This window comes from Deinococcus frigens DSM 12807, assembly GCF_000701425.1.
GTDB classification, from domain to species: domain Bacteria; phylum Deinococcota; class Deinococci; order Deinococcales; family Deinococcaceae; genus Deinococcus; species Deinococcus frigens.
Genome location: NZ_JNIW01000016.1, coordinates 1 through 16,646 on the forward strand (window position 1 = coordinate 1; position 16,646 = coordinate 16,646).

Sequence of the window (16,646 nt, forward strand, 5' to 3'; positions counted from 1 at the left end):
TTGGGCGCCATTCGAAGTGGAGACGTGATCGCGTTCTTCCGGCATCTCCTGCGTCACATCCAGGGGAAGATCGTGGTGATTCTGGACAATGCGGGTATCCATCGGGCGAAGATGGTTCAGGCGTTCGTGGAGATCCACGAACGCCTGTCGTTGGTGTACTTGCCACCGTACGCGCCAGAGCTCAATCCAATTGAGCTCGTGTGGGCGTACGTCAAACGAAATGTGTTGGGGAATTTCTGTGCCCGTTCGGTCACCGTCCTCAAGGAGAAACTGGTCGGTGCCTGGCAGCGCGTCAGATACATCCAGTTGCCGCGCCGCTTGATGGACTCTAATTTATGCCGCGATCAATAAATGATCTTTGATAGAATAAGATATGACCACTAGGCTCCCCACTTACCAAGTCCTCCGCCCCGCCTCCTATATCTCCGGCCAGTGGCACGCCAACGCCGACGGGCAAACCCTGGTGGACGCCGTGTATGGCCGCCCCGTCGCCGTGATTTCCTCCGAGGGCGTGGACTTCGCCGGGGCGCTGGCCTACGGGCGGCAAAAGGGCGCGGCGCTGCGAAAGATGACCTTCCACACGCGGGCGCGGGCGCTCAAGGCGCTGGGCCTGTACCTGATGGAGCGCAAGGAGGAGTATTACGCCCTCAACCTGCTGACCGGCGCAACCCGCCGCGACGGCTGGGTGGACATCGAGGGCGGCATCGGCACCCTGCTCAGCTACAGCAGCATGGCCCGGCGCGAGCTGCCCGATGAGCGCTTCCTGCCCGAAGGGAAAGTGGAACAACTGGGCAAGGCCGGAACCTTCGTGGGCCGCCATCTGCTGGTCCCGCGTGAAGGTGTGGCGGTCCAGATCAACGCCTTCAACTTCCCGGTGTGGGGCATGCTGGAAAAACTTGCGCCGTCGTTTATTGCCGGGATGCCCAGCCTGGTCAAGCCCGCGCCCCAGACCGCCTACCTGACCGAGCGCGTGGTGCGCGACATCATCGAGTCCGGTCTGCTGCCCGAGGGTTCGTTGCAACTGGTCATCGGTGAGCCGGGCGACTTGCTGGACCATGTGCGCGAGCAGGATTTAGTCGCCTTCACTGGCTCGGCGGCGACAGCGGCCAAACTCAAGGTCCACCCCAACCTGATCGCCCATGCGGTGCCGTTTAATGCCGAGGCCGACAGCTTGAACGCCTCCGTCCTGGGGCTGACCGTGACGCCCGACAGCCCCGAATTCATGCTGTATGTCAAGGAAGTGGCCCGCGAGATCACCGGCAAGGCCGGCCAGAAATGCACCGCCATCCGCCGCGCCATCGTGCCGTCGGGGCTGGTGGAGGCCGTCACCGAGGCGTTACGCAAGGAGCTGGGCAAGGTCACGCTGGGCGATCCGGCCCGCGACGACGTGCGAATGGGCGCGCTGGTCAGCGTGGAGCAGCGGGACCGCGTGCGCCAGACATTGGAGGAGCTGGGTAGGGAGACGCGAGTCGTGATTGGCGGCGGCACCGAGAGCGAACTGCTGGGCGGTGACCGCAAGAAGGGCGCGTTTCTCGATCCCACGGTGCTGCTGTGCGACTCGCCCCTGACCGCCACTGCGCCGCACGAGCTGGAGGCCTTCGGCCCGGTGGCGACGCTGCTGCCCTACGACTCTTTAGATGACGCCATTGAGTTGGCCCGCATGGGACGCGGTTCGCTGGTGGGCAGCGTCATCACGCATGACCGCGCGGAGGCCACTGAACTTGTGCTGGGGCTGGCGAGTACGCACGGGCGGATTCTGGTGCTCAACCGCGACGATGCGAAGGAAAGCACCGGCCACGGCTCCCCACTGCCGCAGCTCCTTCACGGTGGCCCTGGACGCGCGGGTGGCGGCGCGGAGCTGGGCGGCATCGCGGGCGTCAAGCACCACATGAACAGGGTGGCGGTGCAGGCCGATCCCACCACCCTGGCCGCGATCACCCGCGAATTCGTGCCGGGGGGCGAGGTTCGCGAGGACGTGATTCACCCCTTCCGCAAGACCTTCGATGAAATTCAGGTGGGCGACAGCCTGCTCACCCACCGCCGCACCGTCACCGAGGCCGACATCGTGAACTTCGCGGGCCTGACCGGCGATCACTTTTACGCCCATGTGGACGAGATCGGCGCAAAGGAGAGCATCTTCGGCAAGCGGGTGGCGCACGGCTATTTCCTGATCGCCGCCGCCGCCGGAATGTTCGTCTCGCCCGCGCCGGGGCCGGTGCTGGCGAACTACGGGCTGGAACACCTGCGCTTCGTGGAACCGGTGGGCATCGGCGACACCATCCGCACCCGATTGACCTGTAAGCGCAAGATTCGCAAGGACCTGCGCCCGGATGACAAGCAGCCCACCGGGGTGGTGGAATGGCACGCCGAGATCACCAACCAGACGGGTGAACTCGTCGCCACCTACGACATTCTGACGCTGGTGGTGCGGGCACACGACAGCTTCGATCCTCCAGCCCAGGGTGGGGGAGAGGGCGCGGCGCAGGCCTAATCTCACTTGTTGTCCCTGAAGTAGTAGCAACAGCGGGCGACTGTGCTTGCTACGCTTCTTTGCATGGCCACCCTGATTACCGGACTCGATCACTTTCAAGTCGAAGCCCCCGCCGGATGTGAGGCCGCTGCCCGCGCCTTCTACGGCGAGTTTCTGGGTCTGCCCGAACTGCGAAAGCCCGCTCCTTTCCTCAATAACGGCGGTGTCTGGTTTGCGCTGGCCGACGGGCGGCAACTGCATGTGGGTGTGGCCCCCGACTTCGTGCCGCGCGACAAGGGGCATCCGGCGCTGCGTTGCGACGACATCGGCGCTTTCGGGGCGCACTGCGACGCACTGCGACGCACACGGCGTTCCCTACATCTCCGACGATGAGGCGGGGATACCGCGCGTGTTCCTCAAAGACAGCTTCGGCAACCGGCTGGAAGTCGTGGAGGGTTCGCACCCCAGCGTCCTGCTGTAGTGCCGGAAGACGCGCGGGGAGAGTTGCTGGACGGGCGTTTCGATTACCGGGCGCTGAAAGACGGAGGATGATTGTGTCGCATTACGGGCGGCCCGTGACGACGCTGGCGGGTAAAGACGCCGAACGGTTCCTGAAGCGTGTGGAAGGGCGGCAAGACCACGCCGCGCAATTGCTGATGGCGCGCGCCACCGGCAATTTCAAGCGGGGCAATGAGTAACGGGGCAACGGGCGCTGAGTGATCGGCTCAGGCAAGCAGCTTGAACAGGGCCGTCCAAACGTTGGAAAAGACACGGTCTCCTGCTGCGCTGACCTGACCTGAATATCATCTGGGGGCGCGGTCCTGGGTCTGCGGCTCTGAATTCACCCTATGCTGTGGGGAATGTCCATGAATGCAACCGACCTGATTCAGTCCTACTTTGACGCCGATGCGGTGGCGCGGCTGGCCCAGGCGGTGGGCCTGGAGCCGGACATGGCCGGGCGGGTGCTGGAGGCCGGACTGCCGCTTCAGCTCCGCGCGCTGGCCGGGTCGGCGAACACGCCGGAGGGCGAGGCCATGATCGCCAACGCCGTGGACTCGCTGCCCCGCTTTGGCAGTGTGGCCGGGGCGCTGGAGCAGTCGGGCGGCGCAGCGAACCTGCAACAGGCCGGGGAACTGCTGGCCTCGGCGTTGCTGGGGGGGGCGGCAGAAACCCTGCCCGCACAGGTGGCCGCCCAGATGACTGAACAGGCGGCGGCGGACCCGGCCCGGGTTCAGACCCTCCTCCAGATGGCGCTGCCGCTGCTGCTGAGTGCGCTGGGTCAGCGCGGACTGAAGGCGGGGAACATTGCCCCGATGCTGGCGGGCCTGGCTGGGGCGGTCGGCGTGGACGTGGCTGCCACGGAGGCGGCGGAAACGGTCCCGCCAGCATCAGTCGAGCCAGTCGGAGAAGTGCCAGCCGAAACGGCCCCTGTCGCGCTGGAGAAAACCGCGCCAGAGGCCAGCCCGTCGCAAGCGGTGTCAGCAGAGGCCCCGGCGGCATCTGCTAAACCTGCCCCATCCGAGGCCACCCCGCCGGACCCCAGTACGCCGGACGGGTTGCTCAAGTACCTCCAGGCGCGCTTTGGAGGCCCGGTGGGCCAGCAGCTTGGCGCAGTGGCGGGCTTTGGGGGCGGGGTCCGCAAGCAGGCGGCCCTGGCGGCGCTGCCGGTGGTGCTGGCCGCGCTGGTGGGGAAGGCGGGGGCCGGGGGTAACCTGGACACGCTGGCCCGCCCCTTTGCGCCGCTGACGGGTGACGACGGTCAGGTCAACACGGACCTGCTGGACAGCCCGGTGGAGGTGGCCCGCATCGAGGGCCAGGGGCGCGGGCTGCTGGCCTCGCTGTTCGGGGACGTGAACGCGGTGACCGGGCGGCTGGGCAGCGCGCTGGGCGGCAGCGGCGACAGCTCGCGCCGCCTGCTGGCCCTGCTGACCCCGCTGGTGCTCTCGGCCCTGAGCCGCGCCCACCCGAACGGACTGGCAGCGCTGCCAATTGGCGGTCTGGCGGACGGCCTGAAGGCGGCGCTGCCGCCGGGCTTCTCCAGTCTGGGCGTGCTGATCGGCAGCCTGGCCGCAGGGACGCCGCTGCCCGGAGCCGCCTCCACCACCGTGCAGACCACGCCGCGCGTTGTCGTGCAGCAGGGCGCGCCGGTTTCTGCCGCGCCGCCCAGGCCCTCGCCCCTCAAGCCGGCCCGGCCCGCCCGCTTCCAGACGCCCGCACCGCCGCCGCCCCCACCGGCCCGCAGGCGCGGCGGCTTTCCGCTGTGGCTGATTCCGCTGCTGCTGCTCTTGCTGCTGGGCGGCTGCTGGGTGCTGCAAAACCGCCAGCCTGCCACGCCCGCACCTGCACCCACACCTGCGCCCTCCCCTGAAACCACCACCGCGCCCATCACGCCCGTCCAGGCGGGCTTCACGGACCCCCAGGGCGGCGCGGCAGTCCCGGCGGGCGGCTTTACCCTGCGCGGCACCGGTCCCGCTGGTGAAACCCTGAGCGTGTTCCAGGGCGACGATGAGGTGGGCAGCGCCACCGTCGGCCCGGACGGAACGTGGAGCCTGGACGTGGGAGACGGCGCGCCCCAGGGACCGCAGACCTACACCCTCCGGGACACGTCGGGCGGGGACATGGCCACGCTGGACGTCGTGGTGGGCGGGGCTGGCACGGGTTCTGATGGCATGGGTTCCGATGGCATGGGTTCCGATGGCACTGGGTCTGACGGCACTGTTCCTGACGGTACTGTTCCTGACGGTACTGGGTCTGACAGCACGGGTCCTGACAGCACGGGCGCTGCTCCACCCGTCAGTTCTACCCCCGCCGTCCCATCCGTCCCAGCCACGCCGGACGCCGACGCTGCCGCCACTGCGCCGGACAGCAGCCCCTCGGAGAGCGGCACGGCAGAGGCCACTGTGCCGGGCGGCGTTCCAGCCGCAGATTCCGTTCCCGCGCCGGCACCGGCCACACCGGCGGCGGGCACGCCTGCAACTGACGGCACTGCCACGGATAACGGCGCTGCCACGGATGACGGTGCGGCCAGTGGCGCTGCAACGCCGGATGTGCCTGCCCCGTCATCCGCGCCCACTCCTGCCCCCACACCCATCAATCCGAAACCCATCAATCCGGCCCCATCTGCTCCCACCAGTGCCCCAGCGCCTGCGGAAGGTTCGGGCACCCCGGCTCTGGCGGGGCCGGCGGTCAGCGGGGCAAACGACGCCGGGGCTGCGGCCCCGGGCATCGCGGCGGCTGGCGTCTCTGCGGCTGGAGTCTCGGCGGCGGACGCGGCCACCGTCCCCGTCGTGATTACCGAACCCGCAGACGGCGCGCGGGTGGCGGCGGGCGGGCTGACATTGCGCGGCACGGGACCGGCGGGCGAGCAGTTCGAGCTGTTCCACAGCGGCCTGCGGGCCGGGAGCATGACCGTGGGCGCGGACGGCACCTGGAAGGCCGTCATCCTGGCCGGAGCCGCGCTGCCGGGGCCGCAGCGCTATGACCTGCGCAACGCGGCGGGACAGGTGGTGGCCAGGATTCGCCTTCAGGTCGCGCCCAGCACCCAGGGCGCGGCAGGTCGTGCGGCAGGCAACGCCGGGACAGCAGCTTCAGCAGGCGCGGCCAGGGTCACCGTCGGCAGCCCGGCCAGCGGCGCGCAGGTCCCCGGCACGGACTTCGCGTTGTCGGGCAGCGGCCCGGCGGGACAGACCTTCGAGGTGCTGGAGGACGGCGTCAGCATCGGCAGCTTCACCGTGGGCACAGACGGCACCTGGACGCGTCAGGTCCCTGGCCCCGGCGCGGGCGCAAAGACCTACGTGATCCGCTCGGCGGACGGTCAGCAGGTGGCCTCCCTGCCGGTGACCGTGGAGGCCGCGCCTGCCGGCGATCAGGACGCCGCCTGCACCCAGGCCCTGGACGTCAGCCTGGCGGACGGCGAGACCGTCACCGCGCCGTACCGTTTCGGCGGCGTGGGGGGCGGCAGCGCCTACACCGTGACCGTCAAACGCGGCGAGCGGATCGTGGGCACCAAGACGGTGCCCGTGGGCGCGGGCTGCGGCTGGAGCTACACCAGCAATCCCGGCTCCAGCGCGGGACCGGTCACCTACGAGGTCCGTCCGGCAGACGCCAGTCCCAGCGACGCGCCCGCCGCCCGCCTGACCCTGAACGTCCGCTAGTTTTCCTTGTTGTGCCGGGCCGTCCGCCCCTCTTACCGGAGTGGACGGCCCGCTCTCGTGGTAAAGACGCATGGAGCTTGACATGCAGCGTGCTGCACGTTCCAGCATGGGCAGCACAGGAGGCCCACCTCATGCCGCACCATCAACTGGACCGTCACGCCGCCGGAATCGCCCGTCTGGAGCAGCTTCACGCCGAGGCGGATTGCGCACGCCTGGCCGCCCAGCTTTGCCAGAGCTGGAGCCGCCAGAACTGGTCGTGGGAATGGCGTTGGCCCACCCTGCGCCTGAGCGTGCGCGTGGAGCGGGTCAGGCGGCACGCGTGAAAGGCCAAACTCTCACCCCTCAGGAGTTCGTGCAGTGTGTGAATGCCCTGCGCGAATCCTTCAACAGCACGCCTGAATTTCGTCAGGGCGTCGCCAACATCTGCGGTGGGGGGGAAGTTCTGGACGCCATGCTCGATCCACGCGGCCTGGGCCTCGGGCGCTTCGCGGAACTGATGGAATTGCCCGCCTCCACCATTCGCCATTTTCTGCGGGAGGGGCTGATTCACCCCTATACAGTGAACGGCAAATTCAAATTCCTGCTGCACAACATCATTGAGGTCCGGGGCATCCGCCAGTGGCAGAGTCTGGGCCTGACACTGGACGAAACACGGGCCTTTCTGGAGGCGCAGCAGGTGGCCGGAATGCTGATCGAAAGCGAGGGCGGCGGAATGGCGACGGTCACGGCGGGCGTGGAAAAGCCCCGCCCGGAAAAACTTCAGGAGCTGAAAGCCACCACCCTTAACCGCATCCGTGAGGCCAATGCACGGCTGACCGAGAAGCACGCGGTGCTGGGAAGGCAACTGGAGGCGGCGCGGGCGCTGGAAAAGTCATTGGGCGAACTGGACATTTTTTCCACCACGGACTGATGATCTACAGCCCCACTGATCTACAGCCCCACTGATCTACAGCCCCACGTAACGCGCCCGTGGACGGATCATCCTGCCGCCCAGCACCGTTTCGGTGGCGTGGGCCAGCCAGCCCGTGGCGCGGGCCAGGGCAAACAGCGTCAGCGCGTCGTCCGGGCCGCGTCCCAGCGTGTGCGTCAGCGCGGCCAGCGCGAGGTCAACGTTGGCGAGTTCGCCCGTCTCGGCCCGCGCCACCGTCTGAAGGTCACGGACGGCACGCATGGCGGGAGCACCGGCGTGCGTGGCCTCCAGCGCGCCCAGCAGCGCGCGGGCACGGGGATCGCCTTCCGGGTACAGCGGGTGGCCGAAGCCGGGCAAAAAGGCGCGCTGCTGGGTGGCCGCCTTCAGAGCCATGCGGGCGTCGGTGAACAGCGTGTGCGTCAGGAGTTCGTGGGCCGCATAAGCCGCCAGCCCATGCCGTGGCCCCTGCAATGCACACAGCGCGGCCAGCGTGGCGTGTGGCAGGCCTGCGCCGCTGCTGGCGGTCACGCGGGCGGCAAAGGTACTGACATTCAGCTCGTGATCGGCCAGCAAGACTAGGGCGCGGCGCAGCAGATCGGCATCTGCCATCACGCCCCAGGCCCGCGCCAGCCGGGCGTGCAGCGGCAGATCTGGGGCACCGGGACGGCGTTCATGGCGCTCCAGCGTGGCGTACAGCAGGCTCAGCACGCGGGCGGCGCGGGCGGGAAGCTGCCCGGCACGGGTGTCCTGCGCGCCAATGTCCTGCGCCCCGGCGTGGGCCAGCGCGTGCAGGAACGCCTCGGCGCAGGAGAGGTTCTGCCTGGAGTCCTTGCGCCCAAAGGTGGCTCCCAGATTTAGGCGGGCGCGCAGAGGCAGGCTGGCCCAGCCGTCCGCGTTTCCGGTCCACAGCAGCGCGGCCACCTCTTCCACCGTCGCGCTGTCGGCCAGAGTCACGGCGTCGCGGCCCCGGTAACTCAGGGTGCCGCCCGCGATCCGCGTCAGGGCGCTGTCCAGCACGGGCATGCCCCATTCCAGCGCCCCGGCTGCCGCGCCCTGCACCGCCCCCGCCGGATCGCGTTTCAGTTCCTGCCGGGCCAGCAGGGCGCGCACGTCCTCGGCGTGATACAGGCGCTGGCGGCTCTTCCCGGGTCCGGCCTCGGAACGAATCAGGCCGCGCGACACGTAGGCGTATAGGGTGGCGGGCTTGACGCCCAGCAGGGCGGTGGCCTCAACAGCCCTGAGAAACTGTTCGGCCATCGTTCAGGCTAACATTGATCGGAGAATCAAGATTGACGGCACATTCACTGAGGGCTAGCGTTCGGGCATGACTTCCCCTGTTGCCGACGTGCCAGAGGCCAACCTCTTTCCCCAGGCTTTTCCCAGGGACGGCTTTCCCCAGTTCGTCTGGGAGGAGGGGCGGCCCCCGAACCTGCCCGCGCAGGCGTGGACCACCGAGACCACCCACCGCGACGGCCAGCAGGGCGGTCTGCCGCTGAACGAAACCGATGGGCTGGCCATCTATGACCTGATGGGCGCGTTCACGGGCCAGTCCGGGGCGCTGCGGCAGGCCGAGTTCTTCGTGTACCGCCCGGCGGACCGCGCCATGCTGGAGGGCGCGCTGGAACGCTGGCGCGGCGGGCATCCGGTGGAACCCACCACCTGGATCCGGGCCACCAGCCAGGACGCCCAACTGGTGGCCGGGCTGGGCGTGGCTGAGACGGGGATGCTCGCCAGCGCCAGCGATTACCACACCTTTTACAAGTTCAAGCCGGGGGGCCGCGCCCAGGCTGCGCGCACCTACTTGGACGCGGTGGGGGTCGTGCTGGACGCGGGATTGCGCCCCCGCCTGCACCTGGAGGACGCCACCCGCGCGCCCCGCGAATTCATTCTGCCCTTCGTGGCGGCGGTACAGGCACTGGCCGCAAAGTATCCGGCAGACCAGGCCCCCAAGTTCCGCCTCTGCGACACGATGGGCCTGGGACTGCCGCTGGAGGGCGTGGCGTGGCCGCGCAGTGTTCCCGGCATGGTGCGCGAACTGCGGGCGGCGGGCGTGCCGGGTGAGCGGCTGGAATTCCACCCCCACAACGACACGCATCTGGTGGTGGCGAACTGCCTGGCCGCCGTGCTGGCCGGGTGCGCGGCTATTAACGGCACGCTGCTGGGCAAGGGCGAGCGCACCGGCAACGCGCCACTGGAGGGCGTGCTGCTGCATCTGGTCGGCCTGCATCTGGTGGGCCAGGGCGTCAGCGGGCTGCCCGATTTCACCGTGCTGAACCGTCTGAACGACCTGTACGAACGCCTGGGCCAGGGTGTGCCTGCCAAGTACCCGCTGTATGGCCGCGACGCCCACCGCACCCGCGCGGGCATCCACGCCGACGGCCTCAACAAATTCTGGCCGATGTACGCGCCCTTCGACGTGCCTGGCCTGCTGGGCCGTCCGCTGGAACTGAGCCTGACGGCAGACAGCGGCGTGGCCGGGCTGATCTTTTTAATCAGGGCGCACACGGGCCGCGAGCTGTCCAAGGACGACGCTGGACTGCGCGCCCTGCACGCCCGCCTGGGCGCTGAATTTGCGGCGGGCCGTCAGACGGCGGTGGAGTGGGAGGAAATTGCCAGGGAAGCCTCTGCGTTGGTGACAGGCAGAGTCGCGCCCGCCCCGATGTGACGCCTAGCGCCCCGCGATCAGCCCCGCTCCTACCAGCGCCAGCACCACGCCCACCCACTGCGCGGCGCGCAAGCCCTCGCGCAGCACGGTGACGGCCAGCAGGGTGGTAAAGGCCGGGTACAGGCTGGACAGCAGCGAACCCACCGCCAGCCCGCCGCCCTGCACCGCCAGCAGGTAAAACAGGTTGCCCAGCGTGTCCCCCGGCGCGGAGGCCAGGATCAGCGCCGGATTGTGCGGGCGCAGGCCCACCAGCCGCGCGGCCAGCGGCAGGGCGATCAATGAGGAACTGACCCGGGCGGCCCCCAGAATCCAGAACACCCCCGGCGACTGCGCCTGTCCCAGCAGCGCAAAGAAGAAGCCGAAGCCTAGGCCCGCCGCCAGCCCGATCAGCACGCCGTTGTCCTGCCAGCGGACGGCGCTGCCGCCCTCTCCCGGCGCGTAGCTCAGCAAACCCGTTCCCAGCAGCACGCCCACCGCGCCCAGCCAGCCGAGGGAGCTTAGCACCTCGCCGCCCAGCAAACCGATGACCACCGGAACCAGTGCGGACAGCGCCCCTGCGCCCACCGACACCGCGCCCATCGGCCCCAGCGCCAGCGCGCGGTAAAAGGCCAGCACCGCGAATAAGCCCACCGCCCCGGCCAGCGCGCCCCACAGCAGGTCGCCCACGGGCGGCAAGGCCTGGCCCATCACCACCGCCAGCAGCAGCATGACCCCCGCACTGATCGGGTGGGTCAGCGCCACCACCCGCAGCGGCGAATCGCGCCGACTGGCCAGCCCCGCCAGAAAATCGCCGACGCCATACGTCAGCGCCGACAGCAGGCCGCTCAGGGCCGGATTCACAGGGCCGGACTCATTGAAAATGCCTCACCGCAGGAGTGTACAGGGCGGGCGGATCACGGGGCCAGGCGCAGTCCCCGCCGACTGGACATCAAAAAGAGACCGGGATGTTTCTCCCAGTCTCCTCGTGAGCGCCCTGTGCGGGCCAGCATCTTACTCGTCGTCGCTGCGGTTGTTGCTCCAGCCGCGGTCGGCGCGGGCGCGCGGGCGAAAGCCGCCGCCCTCGCCGCCCTCACTGCCCTCGCGGGGAGCGGGCGCAGCGTCACGGGGCCGGTCATCACGGGGCCGGTCCTCGCGCGGGCGGAAGGCCGGACGGTCCTCGCGGGGACGGAAGCCGCCGCCCTGCGAGCCGCCCCGGTCGTCACGGCCCTGGGAGCCGCCGCCCTGATAGCCGCCGCCCTGTCCACCCCGGTCATTGTTGCCCCGGTAACCGCCGCCGCCCTGTCCGCCCCGGTCCTCGCGGGGACGGAAGCCGCCGCCCTGATAACCGCCGCCCTGCGAGCCGCCCCGGTCATTGCCCCGGAAGCCGCCGCCACCCTGACGGTCCCCGCCGCCGTAGCCGCCCTGTCCGCCCCGGTCCTCGCGGGGACGGAAGTCGCCCCCCTGATAACCGCCGCCCTGCGAGCCGCCCCGGTCATTGCCCCGGAAGCCGCCGCCACCCTGACGGTCCCCGCCGCCGTAGCCGCCCTGTCCGCCCCGGTCCTCGCGGGGACGGAAGTTGCCCCCCTGGGGGGCGGGACGGTCACTGCTGGGACGGTCACCCGCAGGCCGCTCGCCGCTCTTGAAACCGCCCTGGCCCTGGCCCTCGCGCATCTCGCGCATCTCGCGGCGCAGACCACGAATTTCCTTGCCCTGGGCCTCAAGCATTTCCTTCATCTCGCCCAGCAGCTCCATCAGGTCGTCGGCGTCGATGTACTCGTCTTCCTCGCCGTCCTCACCATCTTCTGTACCTTTTTCTGGGCCTCCGGTGGCGTCCTGGCTCTGCATCTGCATGGCGCTGTCGTCACTGTCATGGGCGTCATCGCCGTGGCCCTCGGCCTGGGCTTCCTGGGCGTCCAGCACCAGGTCCTCGTCGGGTTCGCCCTCAAGGTGGGGCAGAATCTCGCGCACCTCGGCGGGCATCTGGTCGTCGGCGGGCTGGCCCTGGCGCGGCTCGTTGTTGTCGGTCATGGTAGTTCTCCTTTTGGCGTGGCGCGGTACTCGGTAAAGCGGAGCGCCGGACTGTTTCCCTGCACTGTCGTTCACAACGCTGGCGGCGAATGTTGTCTTTTCGGCCAGTGGCACACGTTCTGCGTGCCGGGCGCGGGCGCACCCCCGAGTGTATCACTGCCGGGGATGATGCGCGGCAGAGGTCTGGCGGTTTCGCGGCTGTCCGGGTACGCTGAACCATGACCCAGCCCGAATACAGCCAGCCTGGACACAGCCAACCCGCACAAGACGGACAGCCCCAGCACTGGCTGGAAGGCATTCTCGACATCCTGCACGAGGCCGTGGAGGGCGGCGCGCCCGGCGAGGGCACGGCCTTTCTGGATGGCACGGCGGCGGACGGCAGCGGCAACAACGGACTGATCGCCACGCTGGACGCCCTGAGCGCCGCGCAGGCCAGCACCGAGATTCACGGCACGTCCATCGCTGGCCACGCCCGCCACAGCGCCCTGCACATGGAAGTGGTCGTGCGCTGGGAGCGCGGCGGAGACCGGGGGCCGTTCGACTGGAAAGGCAGCTTTCACCCGGCGGATGTGGACGACGAGGCGTGGGACGACCTGCGCGTCCGTCTGCGCGCCGCTTACGACGCCCTGTGCGCCTTTGCCCGCACCCAGAAAGAGGGCGAGGCGACGGGGGATGCCACGGGCAGCATGACGGGGGCGGTGGCGCACGTCGCCTACCATCTGGGGGCCATCCGGCAGATGGTGAAAGGCCTGGCATGAGGCCGGACGAACCGCTGCGGGTCATCATCGGCGCGGGTGAGCAGCGCTGGGACGGCTGGATTCCCACCCAGCGGGAGCAGCTTGATCTGCTGGACCGGGCCACCTGGGCCGCGTGGTTCGGGAGCCGCCGGGCCGACGCGCTGCTGTGCGAACACGTCTGGGAACACCTGAACGAGCAGCAGGGCCGCGCCGCTGCCCGGCTGTCTCTGGAGTTCCTCAAGCCCGGCGGTTTTGTGCGGGTGGCCGTGCCGGACGCAAACTTTCCAAATGCCGGGTATCAGCGCGGGGTGCAGATCGGGGGACCGGGGCCAGCCGATCACCCCGCCGCCGATCACCAGATGGTGTACACCGCCCCACTGCTGGCCGATGTGTTCACGGGGGCCGGATTCACGGTGGAGCTGCTGGAATACTGCGACGCGCAGGGCCAGTTTCACGCCCGGGACTGGGACCTGAATACCGGGCCGATCTACCGCTCGCTGCAACTGGACCACCGCAACCGTGAGGGAAAGCTGGGTTTCGTGTCCATCGTGCTGGACGCTACGAAACCCCACGGGGAGCAGCCGTGACGGCTCAGTTCACCGTTCGCCCCTTCACCCCCGCCGACGCCCCCGCGTGGGTGGCGATCAGCAACGCTGTCCTGAACCGTCAGGCCACCGCTGAAGCTTTGCTGGAGGAAGACGCCCGCCGCGACGCCGCGCAGACCCATTGCCGCTGGGTGGCTGTGGATGGGGGAGAGGTGGTGGGCACCGCCCTCCTCTCGTTCTTTCCCTTCAATCCGCCGGGATTTCTGAGTGTCAATGTCATGGTGGCCCCGCACCACCGGGGCCGGGGCGTGGGCCGCGCGCTGTGGCAGACCGTTCAGGATGAGGCCAGGCGGCTGGGCGTCGCCAGTCTCGCCACTGGCGTTTCGGATACGGACATGGAAAGTCTGGCGTGGGCGCAGCGGCGCGGCTTCGAGCGGCACCTCCACCGCTTTGCCTCCGAGCTGGACCTGAACGGCTTCGACGAAACTCCTTTTCAAGCCGATCTGGAGCGGGCGGTGGCGCAGGGCGTGACCTTCATGGACCTGGCAGGTGCAGACGAGGCCACGCTGGACCGCTATCTAAATTTCGTCGCGGACCGCCTGACCGAGACCCCCGATCTGGCCGGGCACCCCCGCTGGCCACTGGCGCAGGTGCGCGAGGTTCTGCGCCTGGACAGCGATCCGCGCCCAGAATGGCTGGTGCTGGCGCTGGGGCCGGATAGTGAGTGGCTGGGCCTGACCGTGATGGTCTCGATCTTTGGCGGGCAGGCGGCCTACAACGAACTGACCGCCGTGCATCCATCCGCACGCGGGCGTGGGCTGGCGCTGCCGCTGAAACTGGAGGCCATCCGCCGGGCGCAGGCGGCTGGAATTGGCACCATGCGGACCAACAACCACAGCCAGAACGCGCCCATGCTGGCGGTAAACCTGCGGCTGGGTTTCGTGTCGCTGCCGGGCCAGTTTGAACTGCTGCGGCGGGGATCAGCGGAAGGCTAGGAGCGTTGGAATCCTGTCCTCGGATGGAGATTGAATCTCGCCAGGATGCCCGTTTTACTTCCTGCTCCCGCCCTCCAACTGCCAGCTCGTCTTGAGCGCTTCGTCCAGCACGCGCACGCTGCCCTTGCCGCTGGCACTGCCCTCGGCCACGGCGAAGGTGCCGTCGGGCAGGGCCACCACGTCCATCGGGTGGACCAGGGGCATGGGGTGCAGCTTGCCGCTGACCAGATCGATGCGCGTCAGTTGCCCGGCGCGGTCCGTGACCAGGGCCACGCTGCCGTTGACCCCCAGCTTGTCGGGGTGGCCGGGCAGGGGCCAGCTCCTGACAACCTCGCCGCCCGCGCTCAGGCGCAGCAGGCGGCCCTTCACGTCCAGCGCCAGCACGGTGCCGCCCGCCTCGGGGGCCAGGTCCACCGGCGCGCCGCCCACCACCACGCGTTTCAGGACCTTCAGGGTGTCGGGGTCCAGCAGGCAGACCTCGCCGGTCAGGTGGTGGGTCACGAACAGCGTGCCGCCCGAGAGCAGCACGCCGTCCATCACGTCGGCCAGCGGCATCCCGGCCTCGCGGGCCACCGTGATCTGCCCCCCCGCGTCTCCCAGGCGGCCCACCGCGCCGCGCACGGTCTTGAAGTACACGCGCCCACCGTCCGGCCCGCTGGAAGCCGTCAGGCCCGCCACGCCGTCCGGCACCGGGTAAGAGCGGACCACCTTCAGCGGATCGGTCTGCACCTCCAGCACGCGGTCATTGGCGGCGTCGGCCAGGTACACCCGGTCTCCTAGCCGCACGCCCTGGGTGAACCACGATGGCTGCCGTCCGCCCGAGCGCAGGGTGGCGGTGACCTGATCGCCACGCAGCAGATTGAGGGTGCCGCCCTGATCGTTGCTGGCCACCAGCAGGCCGCCTGCCGCCGCCACCACCACCGCCGGATCGGGCAGCGCCGCCGCCGTCCCGCGCGAGGGTGTCAGCAGCGCCCCAAAGGCCAGCAGACCCGACACCGCCGCCGCGCCCAGCATCAGCGGCCACCAGCGGCGCGAGGGATGGGGGCGCGCCTTTGCAGCAGCCGGAGCTGTCACCCGCGCCTGGCGCGCCGCGCCCAGCACCGCCGTCTTCAGGTGGGCGGGCGGCTCCAGCGGCGGCACGACTTCTAGCAGCGCCGCCTCCAGATCGCGCAGCAGCGTCAGGTGGGCGCGGCACCCGGGGCAGTCCGCCAGGTGGGCGCGCAGCTCGGGGGTCAGAGACTGGCCCAGGCCAACGCGTTCTTCCAGTTGCTGCTGAACCGTGTCGCAAGGTTCGGTTATTCCAGCCATGTCTCCACCTCCTTTCCCAGCCCTGCGTTTTCCGGCCCCGCGTTTTCCTGGCCTGCCTTCTCTAGCACGGCGCGCAGGTGTTTCAGGGCGTAACTCAGTCGGCTCTTGACCGTTCCCACCGGCACCTTCATCGCGCCCGAGATCTCCTCGCGGGACTCGCCCACCAGAAAAGCGCGCTCGACCGTCTCGCGGTGCGCCGCCGAGAGCTGCGACAGCGCGGCGCGAATCTGCTCGCGGCGCTGGGCGTCCTCGCTGTGGCCCACCGGCCCCGGTCCCGTATCCGGGAAGGGCAGCTCCGCGCCGTCCTCGGTGAACAGCGGCAGGGTGGCCTTGGTGGCGCGCAGGCGGTCCAGCGCCCGCGAACGCGCCATCACCAGCAAAAAGGTCTTGAGGCCCGCCCGCGCCGGATCATAGCTTTCGGGGCGCTCCCACAACCGCACAAACACGTCCTGCAACGCTTCCTGCGCCGCCGCGTCGCCCAGCAGCCGGTTCAGCACCCCGTACACGGCCCCAGAATGCTGGTCGTACACCTCCGAGAGCGCCGCTTCCTCGCGCTGGCGCAGGCGCAGGGCCAGGCGGGCGTCGGTGTCCGGCTGCTCTGCCTGCTGCGGCCCGGCCTGGGCTGCCTGAACATGCTCTTCCGCGCGCTCTGCCGCCGTCGCGGGCTGGGAGCGCAGGGAAAAGCGGGAGTCAGGCACAGCCATCCACGTCATATGCATGATACGGGTCTGCGGGGAGGAAAAGTTCAATGGGCGCTGCCGGGGTGGACCTGTCTCTGGATGAGGGGAGAAAAGAGGTGTTGTCCTGCCCGCGACTCCCCGGTTGCGCCCGGTACAGGTGGCCGGCCCACGCCTC

The 16,646-nt window shown here is 69.4% G+C and carries 16 protein-coding genes; 11 read left to right on the forward strand and 5 right to left on the reverse strand.

Annotation, left to right across the window (positions count from 1 at the left end):
* From Q322_RS24120 to Q322_RS0107910, 7 genes are all read left to right on the forward strand, one after another.
* The coding region (locus Q322_RS24120) for an IS630 family transposase (RefSeq protein WP_034418006.1) at positions 1-351 on the forward strand (351 nt) is incomplete at its 5' end.
* A 22-nt stretch (positions 352-373) separates the two neighbouring features.
* Positions 374-2,491, forward strand: a complete 2,118-nt coding sequence (paaZ, locus tag Q322_RS0107880; protein WP_029477337.1) for a phenylacetic acid degradation bifunctional protein PaaZ — start codon at positions 374-376, stop codon at positions 2,489-2,491.
* A gap of 63 nt (positions 2,492-2,554) precedes the next feature.
* Entirely contained in the window at positions 2,555-2,863 is a 309-nt protein-coding gene (locus Q322_RS20755) for a VOC family protein (RefSeq protein ID WP_342667660.1), read from the forward strand.
* 155 nt (positions 2,864-3,018) lie between these two features.
* Positions 3,019-3,168, forward strand: coding sequence for an ABC transporter ATP-binding protein (locus tag Q322_RS23195; RefSeq protein WP_162176600.1), 150 nt, complete (start codon positions 3,019-3,021; stop codon positions 3,166-3,168).
* Between the two features lie 168 nt (positions 3,169-3,336).
* Positions 3,337-6,624: a DUF937 domain-containing protein gene (locus tag Q322_RS21680; protein WP_162176601.1), complete on the forward strand. Its 3,288-nt coding sequence runs from the start codon at positions 3,337-3,339 to the stop codon at positions 6,622-6,624.
* Between the two features lie 131 nt (positions 6,625-6,755).
* Positions 6,756-6,947 (forward strand): hypothetical protein, encoded by a 192-nt coding sequence (locus Q322_RS23850; RefSeq protein ID WP_029477338.1) that lies wholly within the window; start codon positions 6,756-6,758, stop codon positions 6,945-6,947.
* Entirely contained in the window at positions 6,944-7,534 is a 591-nt protein-coding gene (locus Q322_RS0107910) for a MerR family transcriptional regulator (protein ID WP_034418008.1), read from the forward strand. Before Q322_RS23850 ends, Q322_RS0107910 begins: the two co-directional genes overlap by 4 nt.
* A 36-nt stretch (positions 7,535-7,570) precedes the next feature.
* Here Q322_RS0107910 and Q322_RS0107915 read toward each other — a convergent pair whose 3' ends face one another.
* Positions 7,571-8,791 (reverse strand): citrate synthase family protein, encoded by a 1,221-nt coding sequence (locus tag Q322_RS0107915; protein ID WP_029477340.1) that lies wholly within the window; start codon positions 8,789-8,791, stop codon positions 7,571-7,573.
* A 67-nt stretch (positions 8,792-8,858) separates the two neighbouring features.
* Here Q322_RS0107915 and Q322_RS0107920 point away from each other — a divergent pair, with 67 nt between their 5' ends.
* Entirely contained in the window at positions 8,859-10,199 is a 1,341-nt protein-coding gene (locus Q322_RS0107920) for a beta/alpha barrel domain-containing protein (protein ID WP_029477341.1), read from the forward strand.
* Positions 10,200-10,202: 3 nt separating this feature from the next.
* On the opposite strand, the gene Q322_RS0107925 is transcribed toward Q322_RS0107920, so the two are convergent.
* Complete coding sequence (locus Q322_RS0107925) at positions 10,203-11,039, reverse strand: DMT family transporter (protein ID WP_029477342.1); 837 nt, start codon at positions 11,037-11,039, stop codon at positions 10,203-10,205.
* A 150-nt stretch (positions 11,040-11,189) separates the two neighbouring features.
* Positions 11,190-12,206, reverse strand: coding sequence for a hypothetical protein (locus Q322_RS0107930; protein WP_029477343.1), 1,017 nt, complete (start codon positions 12,204-12,206; stop codon positions 11,190-11,192).
* A gap of 218 nt (positions 12,207-12,424) precedes the next feature.
* Here Q322_RS0107930 and Q322_RS0107935 point away from each other — a divergent pair, with 218 nt between their 5' ends.
* Genes Q322_RS0107935 through Q322_RS0107945 form a run of 3 tightly spaced genes read left to right on the forward strand, consistent with a single transcriptional unit; the run spans position 12,425 to position 14,483 of the window.
* Complete coding sequence (locus Q322_RS0107935) at positions 12,425-12,964, forward strand: DinB family protein (protein WP_051668357.1); 540 nt, start codon at positions 12,425-12,427, stop codon at positions 12,962-12,964.
* Entirely contained in the window at positions 12,961-13,530 is a 570-nt protein-coding gene (locus Q322_RS0107940; protein ID WP_029477346.1) for a class I SAM-dependent methyltransferase, read from the forward strand. The genes Q322_RS0107935 and Q322_RS0107940 overlap by 4 nt, the downstream gene beginning before the upstream one ends.
* Positions 13,527-14,483, forward strand: coding sequence for a GNAT family N-acetyltransferase (locus Q322_RS0107945; RefSeq protein WP_029477347.1), 957 nt, complete (start codon positions 13,527-13,529; stop codon positions 14,481-14,483). The genes Q322_RS0107940 and Q322_RS0107945 overlap by 4 nt, the downstream gene beginning before the upstream one ends.
* Positions 14,484-14,537: 54 nt before the next feature.
* Here Q322_RS0107945 and Q322_RS0107950 read toward each other — a convergent pair whose 3' ends face one another.
* Both Q322_RS0107950 and Q322_RS0107955 read right to left on the reverse strand, forming a co-directional pair.
* Positions 14,538-15,791 (reverse strand): hypothetical protein, encoded by a 1,254-nt coding sequence (locus Q322_RS0107950; RefSeq protein WP_029477348.1) that lies wholly within the window; start codon positions 15,789-15,791, stop codon positions 14,538-14,540.
* A complete protein-coding gene (locus Q322_RS0107955; RefSeq protein WP_211248880.1) occupies positions 15,779-16,489 on the reverse strand; it encodes an RNA polymerase sigma factor in 711 nt (236 codons plus the stop codon). The genes Q322_RS0107950 and Q322_RS0107955 overlap by 13 nt, the downstream gene beginning before the upstream one ends.
* Positions 16,490-16,646 lie beyond the last annotated feature (157 nt).